The following is a 14495-nucleotide window of genomic DNA, read 5'->3' as shown; positions in this document are numbered from 1 at the left end:
CGGGCGATGACGGACGGCGGGCCACAGGGCTTCGACCTGAAACGGCTCCTCGCGGAGCGCGGGCACGAGCGGTACGAGCTGCACGCGCGCCACCTCAACCACCAGCTGCCGCGCATGCTGCACACCATCGGCTTCGACAAGGTCTACGAGCGGGCCGAAGGCGCGTACTTCTGGGACGCGGACGGCGACGACTACCTGGACATGCTCGCCGGGTTCGGCGTGATGGGCATCGGCCGGCACCACCCGGTCGTCCGCCAGGCCCTGCACGACGTGCTCGACGCCCAGCTCGCCGACCTCACGCGCTTCGACTGCCAGCCGCTGCCCGGACTCCTCGCCGAGAAGCTGCTCGGCCACAGCCCGCACCTGGACCGGGTCTTCTTCGGCAACAGCGGTACGGAAGCGGTCGAGACGGCCCTGAAGTTCGCCCGGTACGCCACCGGCAAACCGCGCGTCCTCTACTGCACCCACGCCTTCCACGGGTTGACCACCGGCTCCCTCTCGGTCAACGGCGAGAGCGGCTTCAAGGACGGCTTCGCCCCGCTGCTGCCCGACACGCCGATCGCGCTCGGAGACCTGGACGCGCTGCGCCGGGAGCTGAAGCGCGGCGATGTCGCGGCCCTGGTCGTCGAGCCGATCCAGGGCAAGGGTGTGCACGCCGCGCCGCACGGCTTCCTCCGCGAGGCGCAGGAGCTGCTGCACCGGCACAAGGCGCTCCTGATCGCCGACGAGGTGCAGACCGGCCTCGGCAGGACCGGCGACTTCTACGCGTACCAGCACGAGGACGGTGTCGAGCCCGACCTCGTCTGCGTGGCCAAGGCGCTCTCCGGCGGCTACGTGCCGGTCGGCGCGACGCTCGGCAAGGAGTGGATCTTCCGCAAGGTCTACTCCTCGATGGACCGGGTCCTGGTCCACTCCGCCAGCTTCGGCTCCAACGCCCAGGCGATGGCGGCCGGGCTCGCGGTGCTCACGGTGATGGAGGACGAGGAGATCGTCGCCAACGCCCGGCGCACCGGCGACTCTCTGCGCGAGCGGCTTGCGGCGCTGGTGGACCGCTACGAGCTGCTGCACGAGGTGCGCGGACGCGGGTTGATGATCGGCATCGAGTTCGGCCGTCCGTCCTCGCTGAAGCTCCGCAGCCGCTGGGCCATGCTCCAGGCGGCCCGCAAGGGACTCTTCGCCCAGATGGTCGTGGTGCCGCTGCTCCAGAAGCACCGCATCCTCACCCAGGTCTCCGGCGACCACCTGGAGGTGATCAAGCTGATCCCGCCGCTGATCATCGGCGAGGCGGAGGTGGACCGCTTCGTGGCGGCGTTCACCGAGGTCATGGACGATGCGCACAGCGGCGGCGGCCTGATGTGGGACTTCGGCCGGACGCTGGTCAAGCAGGCGGTGGCCAACCGCTGAGCTTTTGCCTCCGAGGCAAGATATTTGCCCCGGAGGAAAGTTCCTGGCCCAATGGATCCATGAACCCTCCGGACGAAGGCGCGGCCGACGAGCTCCCCGGCGTCGCTCCCCGCCTGCGCGACCTGCGCCGAGGCCGCGGCCTCACCCTGGAGACCGCCGCCCAGCGGGCCGGACTCTCACCGGCCCACCTCTCCCGGCTGGAGACCGGCCGCCGGCAGCCCTCGCTGCCCATGCTGCTCGGCCTCGCCCGCATCTACGGTACGACGGTCTCCGAGCTGCTCGGCGAGAAGCCGCCCGAACGTGAGGCGGTCATCCGTGGCGGCGCCTTCGAGGGTGCCGAGGCCGACGGCTGGATGTACCGCCGGGCCGGCGGCTCCGGCCGCGCCATGCAGGCGTTGCGGGTCCGTGTCCCGTACGGCGCCCAAGGCGATCTGGTGCGGGTGCATCCCGGTGAGGAGTGGCTGTACGTCCTCGGCGGGCGGATGCGGGTCGCGCTGGGGGAGACCGTGCACGATCTGGACCCGGGCGACAGTGCCCACTTCGACTCGCTCACTCCGCACCGGATCGCGGCCCTGGACCGGGGCGGGGCGGAGCTGCTCTTCGTCCACTCGCTGCTGCAGAGCCCCGCGGCCGAGCTCTGCCTCGGCAACGCGCTCCACGCGCGCTGACTCCGGCGCCCTGCTCACCGCCGCGACTCTCCGTACCACCGGAGCCTTCGTACCCACCGGCCACGAGGCCGGCAGAGAGGACCGTCATGTCCGATTCCGAGCACTACGACCCGCTGACCCCGAGGCGCCCGAAGGCCACGACGGACTCACAGGAGCGCCGGATGCCGCGCGGCCTGGTGATCCGGCTCTTCGCCTACCTGGTGGTCGGCCACGTGATCGCGGCCTTCCTCTACCTGCTTTTCGTGGTGGCGGGCGCCGAGTAGCCGCTCAGTCCTGGTCGAGCAGGCGCTCGCGGAGTCGCTGCCGGGTCTCGGAGGAGACCTTCAGGCCCTCCGTCAGATAGCGGTCCGTCGAGCCCCACGTCTCGTCGATCGCCGCGAACGCCGCTTCGAGGTAGGAGGCCTGCGCACCGAAGAGCGGATTCAGCAGCTCCATCACCTCGGGGGACATGCCGGTCTCGGACATGTCCGTGCGCTTCACCTTGTACCGGCGGTGCGGATCGTTGGACTTGAGGTAGTCCGCCTCGATCGCCTCGCGCTCCACGCCCACCGCGAGCAGCGAGACCGCGATCGACAGGCCGGCGCGGTCCTTGCCCGCCGCACAGTGCATCAGAGCCGGCACGCTGTCCTCCGCCAGCGCGTGCAGGACACGGCTGTGCTCGGCGGTGCGGTCGACGATGGTCGAGCGGTACATGGTGATCATGCGCTCGGTGCCCTTGCCGTTGGCCAGGATCGAGCGCAGCTGCTCGATGTTCCCGTCGCGCACCAGCCGCCAGAACTCGGCGCCGTCGGCCGGGTCGGAGAGCGGAATGCTGACATTGCGGACACCGGTCAGCTCGATGTCGTACCCGTCGAGCTGGTGGTCGGCGGAGTTGCGGAAGTCGAAGACGGTGTGCAGTCCGAGCCCGCCGAGGAAGAGCGCGTCCTCGGCGGTGGCGTGCGCCAGGTGGCCGCTGCGGTAGAGCCGGCCGAAGGCGGTGCGCCGCCCGTCCGTGGTGGGAAGCCCACCCACATCGCGGAAGTTGCGGACTCCGGTCAGTGCGGTCTCGGTCGGCGGGACCTGCGGCACCTGCTGCGTCACGGTGGCTCCTGGAATCTCTGGCGTCGGCGCGGCTCTCCGGCGAGGGCGCTCCTGTGACGATACGACATCGGTTCACGGGGCAACCATCGGCAGGCTGACGGGGTGTCAGGAGCCGCGTGGACGGCATGTCCGTATTGGTGCATTTCGCAGAACATGCCCCGCTAATGGGGGAGATGGGAATCGGTAGGTGAGCGGGATCATATCCGTGACGGACGGTGGCGGCGGCGCCGAGGTGTTTTCCCGGGATCCGTAAGGAAAGCCAAGATCCGTAATCCACGGAGTGTGACGGGAAATCCGGAGCGAAATTGAATCGATGATTCCGGGGCGGAACCGACGGCTTGTTCCTGCCGTCCCGACTCGTTTACGGTCACCGTCAATCCGGACGGACCGCCTAATCCTGCCGCCGCCCGGAATTCGCACCCACCCACTCACGTGTGGCAGGAGCGGGGGAACCAGGTAAGCCGCCGGCCCGGAGCGATCCGGACCGGCTCGGGGTGAAGTCGCCAGCCGGCGACCGGGCATCTCCAGCCCGAACCCGACAGCTCACCTCGCAGGCGCCGGAGAGGAACTTCCCCATGCCCGCAAAGGGTAAGCACCGCCGTCCCAAGTCCGGTCCGATCCACCGCGGCGTCCTCGCCGCGGGCACCGGTGGCGCCGTACTCGCGCTCCCGCTGTTCGGCGCCACCGGCGCCCACGCCGCGGAGAAGGCGGCCCCCGCCGTCAAGCCCGCAGCCGCCTCGGCCGCCGCCGCCCAGTCCGCGAAGCAGGCCGCGCCCGCCACGGCGAAGGCCACCTCGAAGACGTACGCCGTAGTCTCCGGCGACCACCTCGCCAAGATCGCGGCCGAGCACCAGGTCAAGGGCGGCTGGCAGAAGCTGTACCAGGACAACCGCTCCACCGTCGGTGAGAACCCGAGCCTGATCTTCCCGGGCATGAAGCTGACCCTCGGCGCCAAGGCCTCCGGCACCGCCGCGCCTTCGGAGGCGAAGAAGTCCGCTCCGGCGCCCAAGGCCGCCGCGCCGAAGAAGGCCGAGCCGAAGAAGGCCGAGCCGGCCCCGAAGGCCGACACCGTCTCGGCCGACGAGTCCGACGCCGCCGCCGAGTCCGGCGCCTCCACGCAGAGCGGCTCCTCGCAGTCCACCGGCTCCGGCTGGACCGCGCCGCTCGACAACGCCAACGTCACCACCCAGTACCGCGCTTCCGGCTCCAGCTGGTCCAGCGGCTACCACACCGGCTCGGACTTCCAGGCCGCCTCCGGCACCCCCGTCAAGGCCATCGGCCCGGGCACCGTGGTCTCGGCCGGCTGGAGCGGTTCGTACGGCAACGAGGTCGTCATCCAGCACGAGGACGGCATGTACTCCCAGTACGCCCACCAGTCCTCGCTGAGCGTCTCCGCCGGCCAGACCGTCACCGGCGGCCAGCAGATCGGCCTCTCCGGCTCCACCGGAAACTCCACCGGCCCGCACCTCCACTTCGAGGTCCGCACCGGCCCGAGCTACGGATCCGACGTCGACCCGGTCGCCTACCTGCGGCAGCACGGCGTCTCCCTCTGATCCGAGGGCGAGAAGAAGTGAACGAGGGGCGGTGCGCGGCGGCGCACCGCCCCTCCACTTATTCCGGCTTTACCCAAATCTGACCGGGTGGTCTATGTCACCACCCGTCAACCCCGTATTACGGTCGCGTAGGTCACATTGAACGGTGCAGGATATGGGCTTGTGGCAGACGATTCGAGAACCCAGCAGCAGAACATCATCGGGTCGTACGCGGCGATCGGGGACAGTTTCACCGAGGGCGTCGGCGACCCAGGCCCCGACGGCACCTTCGTCGGCTGGGCGGACCGGTTCGCGGTTCTCCTCGCCGACCGGCTCCCGGCCCCCGGCGCGGCGACGAACCCGGGTGACCGGACCCGGCACGGCAATTTCCGTTACGCCAATCTCGCCGTACGCGGACGCCTCCTCGACCAGATCGTCGCGGAGCAGATCCCCCGGGCCAAGCAACTGGCCCCCGACCTGGTCAGCTTCTGTGCCGGCGGCAACGACATCATCCGGCCCGGCGCCGACCCCGACGATCTGGCCGAGCGCTTCGAGCGGGCCGTCGCCGACCTGACCGAGGCCGTCGGCACCGTCATGGTCACCACCGGTTTCGACACCCGGGGCGTTCCGGTGCTGCGCCACATGCGCGGCAAGATCGCCACGTACAACGTCCACCTGAGGGCCATCGCCGACCGCTACCAGTGCCCGGTGCTCGACCTGTGGTCGCTCCGCTCGGTCCAGGACCGGCGCGCCTGGGACGCCGACCGGCTCCACCTCTCGCCCGAGGGCCACACCCGCGTCGCGCTCCGCGCCGCCCAGGTCCTCGGCCACGAGGTGCCCGCCGACCCGGACCAGCCGTGGCCGCCGCAGGCCCAGCGCACGCCCTTCGACGCGCGGCGCGACAACGTTCAGTGGGCGCGGGAGTACCTGGTGCCGTGGATCGGCCGACGGCTGCGCGGCGAGTCGTCCGGCGATCACGTCGCGGCGAAGCGGCCGGACCTGCTGCCGCTGTAGCCGTCAGGGGCTGAGCAGCGGGAGCGTACGCCGGGACGGGCCCGGGACCACGGGTCCGTCCGGCGCCGGGCCCGCGCCGAGCCCCGCCGGTATCCGCTCCAGCACGCCGCCGGCGAACACGTCGTACAGCGGCAGCGTCTCCAGGTGCACGTAACCGATGTGGCAGTCGCACACGGCGAGCGGACAGGCCCGCGGACCGAGCGCCCGGCGGTAGCCGCCGTCGTAGAGGTTGCCCAGCTCCGCCTCGACGAAGTGGCAGCGCCGCACCGTCCCCTCGCCGTCCACCGAGATCACCGACTCGCCCGTCCGGCACGGCAGCCCGGCCGAGCGGTGCGGATGGCGGCTGTACGGAAAGAGCGGGTCCAGCTCCGTCCACCGCTCCGCCTCCTCATCGGTGTACGTCCGCCCCTCGGCCGCGTTCACCCAGAGGTACACCTCCGCCGGCAGCGCCGCCCGCAGCCGCCGCGCCTCGTCGAGGTGCTCGTCGAACCCGACCACGCCGACGCTGAAGCGGATGCCGCGCGCGGACAGCTCACGGCACTTCCCGAGGAACCGCTCGTACGGTGTCTGTCCCGGGTGGTACGTGCACCAGAGCGCGATCCGCTCCGGATCGGCGTCCGCCAGCCAGGTGGTGCGGCCGCTGAGGTTCGTCTGGATGGCGACCCGGCCGATGTGCGGAAGGTGCGACAGCTCGGTCAGCGCACGCCGGTACCAGGAGCGCACCAGACCCTCGCCCCACGGCGTGAACAGCACGGAGAGCCGGTCGCCGGTCTGCGCGGAGGCCCACGCCGTGAACCGCTCCAGCGCCTCCCGGTCGGACGTCAACTGGGCCTTGCTGTCACGCCGCTTGGCGAACGGGCAGTACGGGCAGTCGTAGTCGCACGAGGCCAGCGGGCCCCGGTAGAGGATCGTCAGGTCCACGGCCCGCTCACTTCCGCTCGTACGCGGCCATCGCCGCCCGCACCCAGGGCGAGAACAGCGCCGGACCCAGCGCGTCCGAGTGCGCCAGGCCCAGCGGCGAGAGCCGCAGCAGACCCTCCGGCGCGTGCGGGTCCAGCCAGCCCCGGGCCGCGAACCGCTCCAGCTCGGCGCGGAAATCTTCGCGGGGGTCGGTGCCGAAGCGGGCTTGGTAGTCGGCCACCGGCAGGCCCGCCGCCTGGAGCAGCGACTGGAGGAGGTGGCGCCTGCGGGCTTCGGCCACGTCGACGTATCTGCCGACCTCGGCCCGGGAGAAGTCCTCGGTGGCGGTGAAGGAGTCGATGATGGACCGGATCTCGCGCATGTCGACCGCGTAGTCGAAGGAGTAGTGCAGGGCCGCCGTGTAGGAACGCGCCCCGCAGCCGAGTCCGATCATGCCGTCGGTCTGGCACGCGTAGTCCTCGGGACCTTCCTGGGGCGCGTCGGCGCGGCGGAACATCCGCATCGACACCTGCTCGTAGCCGTGCGCCAGCAGATGGTCCCGGCCCACCGCGTACAGCCGCAGCCGCTGCTCGTCCCAGGCGGCCTGCTCCAAGGCCTCCGCCTCCGGTCCGGCGGCGGCACCGAGCCGGTGCAGGCCGGTCAGCGGGCGGACGTACAGCGGGTAGAGGTACAGCTCCTCCGGCCGCCAGGCCAGCGCGGCGTCCAGCGAGGTGAGCCAGGTGCGCTCCGTCTGGCCGTCGATGCCGTAGATCAGGTCGATGTTGAGCACCGGTATCCGGGTGTCCCTTATGCGGCCGAGCGCCGCCTCCACCTCGGACCGGCGCTGCGGCCGGACGGCGGCCCGCGCCTCCTCGTCCACGAAGCTCTGGACGCCGATGCTGACCCGGGTCGTACCTCGGTCGGCCAGCACCGCGAGCCGGTCGGCTGTCGCGGTGGAAGGAGACGTCTCCACCGACAGCGGCACCGCGCGCAGGTCGGCTCCCATCCGCTGCTCCGCGATGTCGCAGAGCCGCTCCAGCTCGCCGGCCGTCAGGAAGGTCGGTGTTCCGCCGCCGAAGGCCGCCGCCGCGAACCGCACCGGATCGTCACCGCCGAGCGCGTCCCGTACGGCCACGGCCTGCCGGTCCAGCGCGTCGAGATAGCGGGTGGTCAGCTCCTCGGGCGCGCCGATCCGGGTGAAGAGGTTGCAGAAGCCGCAGCGGACCTCGCAGAACGGTATGTGGAGGTAGAGCGAGAGAGCGTTCTTCGGCTCGGCGGCCCACAGCTCACGCAGCGCGGGCCGCTCCGGCAGCGGACGGTAGGCCGTCTTGTGCGGATAGGCGTAGACGTAACTCTCGTACGGCCTGACGGCGGGCATGCCGGTCGCTGTGACGGTGCTGGTGGTCATCAGGAGGCCCCCGGTTCGAGGAAGAAGTGTGCGTACGGCACGGTCCAGACGGCCTCGTGGCCGAGCCGGTGGCCGGTGTAGCCGTCGTCGCCGTACGTCGTGCCGTGGTCGGAGCAGACGATGGCGAAGCACCGGCGGCGGCTGCTCGCGGCGGTGAAGAGCCGGCCGATGTGCCGGTCGACGTACTCCAGCGCGGCCGCGTGCGTGGCCCGGGAGTCGCCCGCCTCACGGGTCGCGCCCGGTGTGTGGAACCAGTTCGGCTGGTGCAATGCGGACACGTTGACGAAGAGGAAGAGCCGCTGGTCGTGCGGGAGCTCGGCCACGACCTTCTCGGCCCGTGTCACCTGCGCCTCGAACGAGGTCGGTGAGGCGACGCCGAACTCCGGCTCCCAGTGGCTCTCCTGGAACATGCCGGGCAGCACCGATCCCAGCGGCTCCTGCCGGTTGAAGAAGCCGACGCCGCCGACGCACACCGTGCGGTAGCCCTCGGCGGCCAGGCCCGTCACCAGGTCCGGCGTGTCGAAGACGAAGGTGCCGTCCGCCGTCGTCTCACTGCCCGCGAACCGCGCCGCGAACAGCCGTGGATGCGGGCCGGGCGTGGCGGGTGTCGGCAGGAAGCCGGCGAACATCGCCTGGTGCGAGGCGTAGGTGAAGCTGCCCGGCGCGTGCCGCTTCTCCCATACGCCGCCGGGCAGCTGCGCGGCCAGGTTCGGGATGCGCCCTGCGGCGGCCAGCTCGACGGCGACATCGTGGCGCAGCGTGTCCAGAGTGACCAGGAGGAGGTCATGGTTGCCCACGACCTCGGCCATGTCGGGTCGCTGAGCGTCAGAGAGCGGTGGCGGCACGGTGGTTCCTCGTTCGGTCCAGTACGGCGGCGACCTGCGCCGCATAGGTGTCCAGTCCTTCGGCACCGCTGCCCGGCAGACCGGTCAGCCCGGGCAGCAGATCACCGAAGGCGTTGACCTCACCGACGGCGAAGCGCCGCCAGCCGGCCGCGGGCAGCAGGTCGACGCCCACGCACAGCGTCTCCGGGAAGCAGGCGGCGGCCCGCTCACACATGGCCAGCGCCTCGCGCCAGCAGCCGCCGACCGCCGACACGGCGGTCCGGACCTCGTCGAGATCGCCGCGTGCGCCGCCGAGGTGGAGGTTGGTCATGGGGGAGAGGCTGGTGCGGACGACGGCGTGGGTCGCCCGGCCGCCGACCACCACGATCCGCAGATCCGCGACCCGGCCGCGCTGGGACGCCTTCGGCAGCCAGCGCTCGATGTGCAGCCCGTCCGGAGCGAGCGCGTCCACGAGCGCGCCGACCTCCTGCTCCGTGGTGTACCGGCGGACGCGCAGCGAGTTGAACAGCCGCCCCTCACCGTCCCGTTCCACCGAGGTGCTGGCCCGGACCCGGCCCGGACCGGCGGTCTCCACCGCCAGCACTCCGGAAGCGGAGGAGCCGTGCGCGAGCTTCACGAAGGCCCGGGGCATCCGGTGCTCGCGCATGAGCGCCCGTACGTCGGACCAGCCGCGCACCTCCGCCGCGCGCGGGCCCGACGTGGGCGAGGCCGGCACGAGGACGCCCGCCGCCTCCAGGCGGGCGTGGCAGAGCCGCTTGTCGAAGAGCGCGGCGAGGTCACCGGGCGAGGCGAGGGTCTCCACACCGGCCACCGAGGCGGTCCGCGCCACCTCGTCCACCGCCGTCAGGAACGCGGCGTACCACCGGGCGGAGCCTTCCACCCGGGTCGGATCGTCGACCCCGCGCAGCAGCCGCTCCACCTCCGCGTCCTCGCCCGGCGAGTCGATCCGTACGGTCTCACCCGGCTCGAACTCCGCCCGGCCGCCCAGCACCTGGAGCCACGGCACCACCCGGGCCGGAGGCAGCCCGGCGGCGCGCACGGCCTCCTGGAAGAAGGCGACCCGGCGGTTCTCCGGATTGCCCACGACCGCGAAGCGCGGGACCGCCGCACCCTCTGCGCTACTCGCTGACGGCGACATAGCGCTCCGGATCCTCGTCCTCGTCCTCGTCCCAGTAGTCGTCCTCCGCCTCGTCGGCCTCGACCACGGCCGGCGCACACGCGATCCTGATCCGGTCGAGCACCGGGCCGGTGAGGAAGTGGTGGCGCAGGTCGAGCGTGGCGAGGTGGTTCAAGGGCTGCCCGTTCAGCAGCGCTTCGCCACCCGTGTCGCTGAGGGTGCCCATGGAGAGCGCGAGGGTCTCCAGCTGGGCGACGACGGGCGCGGAGGACACGGCCGCCGCGATCTCGTCCTGGAGTTCGCTGTTCTGGAGGCCCAGATGGCGCAGCCGCGGGAAGGTGCCGCCCGACAGGATCGGCCGGACGTCGTCGACCGTGGCGTCGGCTCCGTACCACGAGCTGCCGAACCAGAGGTCCAGCCGCTCCAGCGCGGGCAGTTCGCTCGCGGCGACCGCCCGCACCAGATCGCCGGGCAGCCCGCCGGACTCGAAGCGCAGCGACTTGAGCGCCGCGTGCCGGACCGGCCGCAGTCCCAGCCCCTGCTGGCCGCAGCCGCGTACGGTGAACTCCTCCAGCAGCGGCAGCGCTTCGAGCACCGGCGTGATGTCGCACATGCGCAGCCACGACACCTCGCACTCCTCGCCCACCACATCGGCGAGGAAGAGCCCGCGCAGAGCCGGGAAGCGGGCCGCGTCGGCGACTATGAGGTCCCGGACCGGCTCGAAGGGGCTGTACTCCTCACGCCACCACGGGCCGATGAGGAGCGCGCGGACCCGCGATGTGTCCACCGTGTCCAGGAACTGCTGCCACAGGTCGGCGAAGTCCGTCCGCTCGTCGTAGGCGCACTCCAGCCGCCAGGCCACCGTGTCGGCTGCGGGCAGAGGCACGTACACCGCCGCAGTGTGGACCGGCAGGCCGTGGAAGTGGTCAGGATGCTGGATACCGATGTACGTCATGGCGCCTCACTCCGACACGGCGGTGTAGCGGCCCTCGACGCCACGGCCGTCCCATGGCTCGTTCCGCTCGGACAGATCGACGCGCACCCCGTGCGGCTCCAGGGCCGAGCGGACCCGCTGCTCCATCGCCTCGGAGAGGAAGTGGTGGTGGAGGTCGAGCACATCGAGATGGGTCAGCGGCTGTCCCTCCAGGAGCGCGGCCGCGCCCTCGTCGCCCAGCGTCCCGTTCGACAGGTCGAGCGTCCGGAGCCGGGCGACGACCGGCGCCGACGCGAGGGCCGCCGCGATCTCGTTCTGCACCTCGCTGTTGCGCAGGCCCAGGTGGTGAAGGCGAGGGAACCGGGTGCCCGACAGCAGCGGCGCCAGGTCGGCCACCTCGGTGTCGCCTTCGTAGGCCGACACGCCGAGCCAGAGGTCCAGCCGCTCCAGCGCGGGCAGTTCGCTGTCCAGCACGCCGCGGACCACCTGGACGGGCAGGCCGCCCGCCTGGATCGTCAGCGACCGCAGCCGCTCGTGCTTCGTCGGCGGGAAGACCAGGCCGGTGCCACCGCGCACGCCGAGCTCGGTGAGTGCCGGGAAGGCGGCCGGGAGAGCCGTGACGTCCGACTGCTCGATCCAGGTGATCTCCGCCTGCTCGGCCTCCAGATCGCCGACGAACACCGCCTCCAGCGAGGTCAGCCGGTCGGCGGCGGCGATGATCAGATCGATCGGGACCGAGGAGTTCTCCTCGTACGCCTCGCCCCACTGACCGACGATCAGGCTCTTGACCCCGGCCGGGTCGACCGAGCCCAGGAAGTCGGCGAACTCCTCTTCCCAGCTCCGGTCATCGTCGTCGTACGGATCGACCGAGATGCGCCAGGCCACATCGTCGGCGGCGGGCCGGTCGGCAGGGTCGTCCTGGTGCTGGAAGTCGACGGCCGGAAGGCCGCCGAACGCTTGCAGATGCTGCGCACCGTACATCGCACTGAGCTCCTGGTCCTGGGGACTGCTGATGTCCGCAAGGTTTATCAAGCCGCACTGACAACGCCGCGACCGGGACCGCCCCGAAGCCGTGGCGGGCTCCGTCCGAACCTGCTGCGAGACCGCTCGGAGCCGTTCGCCGGACGTCTCCGAGGCCGCCGCGAGGGCCCGTTGTCAGACCCTGCCCGTAGCGTTTTTCCCATGGCCGGCACAGCGGGTGCCGCGACCGAGGGGAGACGTCTGTGTACCGGCAGGGCGATGTACTGATCGTGGCGCTGGAGGAGTCGGCGGTGCCCGCTCCCTTCCTGAAGGCTCGGGGCGAACTGCGCGACGGGCGGGGGCGGCTGGTGCTCGCGCTGGGAGAGGTGACCGGGCACGCGCACGCCGTGCAGGGGCCGGGCCGGCTGATCCGCGAGGCGGGGCCGTTCGGCCCGATGCTGCTCCATCTCCCGGAAGGCGGCCGGGTGGTGCATGAGGAGCACGCCACGATCGCGTTGCCGCAGGGCTGGTTCCGGGTGGTGCGCCAGCGGGAGTACGCGCCCGGCGCGATCCGCATCGTCGCCGACTGACCGTCCGTACGGAACGTACGGACACCGGCGCCACACCGAGCACGACAAGCAGACACGAAGCAGACATGAACTGGGGACGGGACAACCGATGCAGCACGTGAATTCCTGGCGGGACGTGGCGGCGGCGACCGGCGCGGCGGACCGGGCGGCCGCCGAGGAGGGCGTGCGGCGCGCCTACCGCACCGCCGGGCTCGCCGAGCCCGAGCGGATCGTCTGGGCCGAGTCGCCGCGGGCCGCCGTGGAGGTGGTCGAGAAGCTGACCGGCGCCGGACCCTCGGTGCGCGAAGAGGTCCGCACCCGGCCGTGGGCCGAGGAGCGCCGCCGGATGTACGACGAGCTGGGCCCGGCCGGCTGGTCCGCGCTCTGGTCCGCCACCGGGGCCCAGCTCTGGGAGACCACGGCCGCGCTCGCCGAGCGCATACGGTCCGGCGTCGTCGCCGATCTCGCGGCGCGGCCGCAGGACGAGGGAGCGGTGCGGCTGGTGCTGCTCGACGCGGTGCTCGGCCAGCACGACGCCGCCTGGCTCGCCGCTTTCGACGGCCGCGGCGACCGGCTCACCGGCCTCGCCGAGGTGGCCAGGAACGCCGGCTGGTGGTGGCCGTACGAGAGGGCCGTGGTGATCAGCGAGCGACCCGAGGTCCTGCACCGCGACGAGGCGGGCCGGCTCGACCACGGGGAGGGGCCGGCCCTCGCCTACCGGGACGGGTTCGCGCTCCACGCCTGGCGCGGTATGCCGGTGCCCGCCGCCTTCCTTGCGGAGCTGGCCTCGCTGAGCCCGCAGCGCATCCGGGAGGAGGAGAACGCGGAGCTGCGCCGCGTGATGCTGGAGTACTACGGCTACGACCGCTATCTCACGGAGTCGGGCGCCGAGCCCGTCCACCGCGACGAGACGGGCATCCTCTGGCGCATAGCCCTCGAAGGCGACGAGGACGTGGTGATGGTCGAGGTGGTCAACTCCACTCCGGAGCCGGACGGCACCCACCGCACGTACTGGCTCCGCGTACCGCCCGCGACGCGGACCGCCAAGGACGGGGTCGCCTGGACGTTCGGGCTGGACGGCGCCGCCTACGCCCCGGTGCGCCAGACCTGAGGCGTCGGCCGGTCAGCGCGGTGTGGCCGCCCCGACGCGTCAGCCGGCCGGCGCGGCTTGGTCGATGCCCAGCTCACGGGCGAGTGCCTCGTCGGTCCAGCGCAGCATCGTGGCCCGGGAGAGCGGACCCGCGTACGACGTCATCTGCACGGCCAGACCGTCCAGCAGGGCGGTCAGCCGCCAGGCCGCCGACTCCGGGTCCGCGCACCGGAACTCACCGGCGGCGGCGCCCTCCGCGATGACCTCGGCCAGCTCCGCCTTCCACCGCCGGTCGAGGTCGCCGGCCACCTCGCGCAGTGCGGGCTCGCGCAAGGAGGCCGCCCATCCCTCGATCCACAGCCGCCACCCCTTGGCCTGTCCGGTCGGCGCGTACCACCGCACGGCGGCCCGCAGCCGCCGGACGGCGGAGGTGCGCCGGGCGAGCAGCTTGCGCAGCTGGGCGAGGTCGGCCTCGGCCGCGTACGCGAAGGCGGCGGCGACCAGCTTCTCCTTGGAGGAGAAGTGGTAGAGCACCAGCGCGTTGCTCACACCGAGCGCCGACGCCACATCGCCGATCCGCACGGAGGAGGCCCCGCGGATCTCGATCTGCTCGACCGTCGCCCTCAACAGCTCCTCACGCCGTTCCGCCACGTTCAACCGGACTCTTGCCACCCGACCACCCTAGGGGGTGTCCGGCGGATCATGACCGGGGTCACGACGCCTGGCACTTCCCCGAGCTCTCGGCTGCGCTCGAGCACGGGAGGCCCCATCTCTCGCGGCGTTGCCGAAACGCCCGAATCGCTCCGCGATGAGGACGCCCCGGCGCCCTGCGATGCACCGCACCGGACGCCGCGCCCTGTCCGGCCCTGATCCGCCGGACACCGCCTGATCAATGCACCGGTCACCGAAGACCAGGCCGCCACCGGGCCGATGCGCCGGCAACTCCCGCAGGTGACACCGGCCCGGTGGGCCGC

15 protein-coding genes and 1 riboswitch are annotated in these 14495 nt (G+C 71.9%); of the genes, 7 read left to right on the top strand and 8 right to left on the bottom strand.

The features are described from left to right. The first annotated feature begins 6 nt into the window (after positions 1–6). From ABZ267_RS28665 to ABZ267_RS28655, 3 genes are all read left to right on the top strand, one after another. Positions 7–1404, top strand: coding sequence for an aspartate aminotransferase family protein (locus ABZ267_RS28665; RefSeq protein WP_356752482.1), 1398 nt, complete (start codon positions 7–9; stop codon positions 1402–1404). A gap of 59 nt (positions 1405–1463) precedes the next feature. After that, entirely contained in the window at positions 1464–2072 is a 609-nt protein-coding gene (locus ABZ267_RS28660) for an XRE family transcriptional regulator (protein WP_356752480.1), read from the top strand. A gap of 86 nt (positions 2073–2158) precedes the next feature. Beyond that, positions 2159–2335 carry a DUF6126 family protein gene (locus tag ABZ267_RS28655; protein WP_356752478.1) on the top strand — a complete coding sequence of 59 codons (177 nt, stop codon included), beginning with the start codon at positions 2159–2161 and terminating at the stop codon, positions 2333–2335. A gap of 4 nt (positions 2336–2339) precedes the next feature. Here the strand turns inward: ABZ267_RS28655 and ABZ267_RS28650 are convergent, their stop codons facing one another. Further along, positions 2340–3152: a tyrosine-protein phosphatase gene (locus tag ABZ267_RS28650; RefSeq protein WP_356752476.1), complete on the bottom strand. Its 813-nt coding sequence runs from the start codon at positions 3150–3152 to the stop codon at positions 2340–2342. Between the two features lie 411 nt (positions 3153–3563). Then, positions 3564–3724, top strand: a riboswitch (cyclic di-AMP (ydaO/yuaA leader). Between the two features lie 3 nt (positions 3725–3727). Here ABZ267_RS28650 and ABZ267_RS28645 point away from each other — a divergent pair. Together ABZ267_RS28645 and ABZ267_RS28640 are read left to right on the top strand one after the other, a co-directional pair. After that, the gene (locus tag ABZ267_RS28645) at positions 3728–4705 is read left to right on the top strand and encodes a LysM peptidoglycan-binding domain-containing M23 family metallopeptidase (protein WP_356752474.1); all 978 of its coding nucleotides are present in this window, start codon (positions 3728–3730) and stop codon (positions 4703–4705) included. A gap of 162 nt (positions 4706–4867) precedes the next feature. Then, positions 4868–5698 (top strand): SGNH/GDSL hydrolase family protein, encoded by an 831-nt coding sequence (locus tag ABZ267_RS28640; protein ID WP_356752472.1) that lies wholly within the window; start codon positions 4868–4870, stop codon positions 5696–5698. A gap of 3 nt (positions 5699–5701) precedes the next feature. Here the strand turns inward: ABZ267_RS28640 and ABZ267_RS28635 are convergent, their stop codons facing one another. Genes ABZ267_RS28635 through ABZ267_RS28610 form a run of 6 tightly spaced genes read right to left on the bottom strand, consistent with a single transcriptional unit; the run spans position 5702 to position 11883 of the window. After that, positions 5702–6619, bottom strand: a complete 918-nt coding sequence (locus ABZ267_RS28635) for an STM4011 family radical SAM protein (RefSeq protein WP_356752470.1) — start codon at positions 6617–6619, stop codon at positions 5702–5704. A 7-nt stretch (positions 6620–6626) separates the two neighbouring features. Beyond that, positions 6627–8006, bottom strand: a complete 1380-nt coding sequence (locus ABZ267_RS28630; protein WP_356752468.1) for an STM4012 family radical SAM protein — start codon at positions 8004–8006, stop codon at positions 6627–6629. Continuing rightward, positions 8006–8815 (bottom strand): STM4013/SEN3800 family hydrolase, encoded by an 810-nt coding sequence (locus tag ABZ267_RS28625; RefSeq protein ID WP_356752466.1) that lies wholly within the window; start codon positions 8813–8815, stop codon positions 8006–8008. Before ABZ267_RS28625 ends, ABZ267_RS28630 begins: the two co-directional genes overlap by 1 nt. A gap of 16 nt (positions 8816–8831) precedes the next feature. Continuing rightward, complete coding sequence (locus ABZ267_RS28620; protein ID WP_356752464.1) at positions 8832–9989, bottom strand: STM4014 family protein; 1158 nt, start codon at positions 9987–9989, stop codon at positions 8832–8834. Next, positions 9970–10923, bottom strand: a complete 954-nt coding sequence (locus ABZ267_RS28615) for an STM4015 family protein (protein WP_356752462.1) — start codon at positions 10921–10923, stop codon at positions 9970–9972. Before ABZ267_RS28615 ends, ABZ267_RS28620 begins: the two co-directional genes overlap by 20 nt. Positions 10924–10929: 6 nt before the next feature. Next, complete coding sequence (locus ABZ267_RS28610; protein WP_356752460.1) at positions 10930–11883, bottom strand: STM4015 family protein; 954 nt, start codon at positions 11881–11883, stop codon at positions 10930–10932. Positions 11884–12125: 242 nt separating this feature from the next. Between ABZ267_RS28610 and ABZ267_RS28605 the strand changes: the two genes are divergently transcribed. Both ABZ267_RS28605 and ABZ267_RS28600 read left to right on the top strand, forming a co-directional pair. Next, on the top strand, positions 12126–12452 hold the full coding sequence (locus tag ABZ267_RS28605; protein WP_356752458.1) for a hypothetical protein: 327 nt from the start codon (positions 12126–12128) through the stop codon (positions 12450–12452). A gap of 88 nt (positions 12453–12540) precedes the next feature. Continuing rightward, the gene (locus ABZ267_RS28600) at positions 12541–13542 is read left to right on the top strand and encodes a DUF6745 domain-containing protein (RefSeq protein WP_356752457.1); all 1002 of its coding nucleotides are present in this window, start codon (positions 12541–12543) and stop codon (positions 13540–13542) included. A 39-nt stretch (positions 13543–13581) separates the two neighbouring features. On the opposite strand, the gene ABZ267_RS28595 is transcribed toward ABZ267_RS28600, so the two are convergent. Continuing rightward, positions 13582–14193, bottom strand: coding sequence for a TetR/AcrR family transcriptional regulator (locus ABZ267_RS28595; RefSeq protein WP_356752455.1), 612 nt, complete (start codon positions 14191–14193; stop codon positions 13582–13584). Positions 14194–14495 lie beyond the last annotated feature (302 nt).

It is taken from the genome of Streptomyces sp. NPDC006174 (genome assembly GCF_040614075.1).
GTDB lineage: Bacteria > Actinomycetota > Actinomycetes > Streptomycetales > Streptomycetaceae > Streptomyces.
Note: the sequence above shows the minus strand (reverse complement) of the source record. Positions and strands in the feature narration are given on the sequence as shown.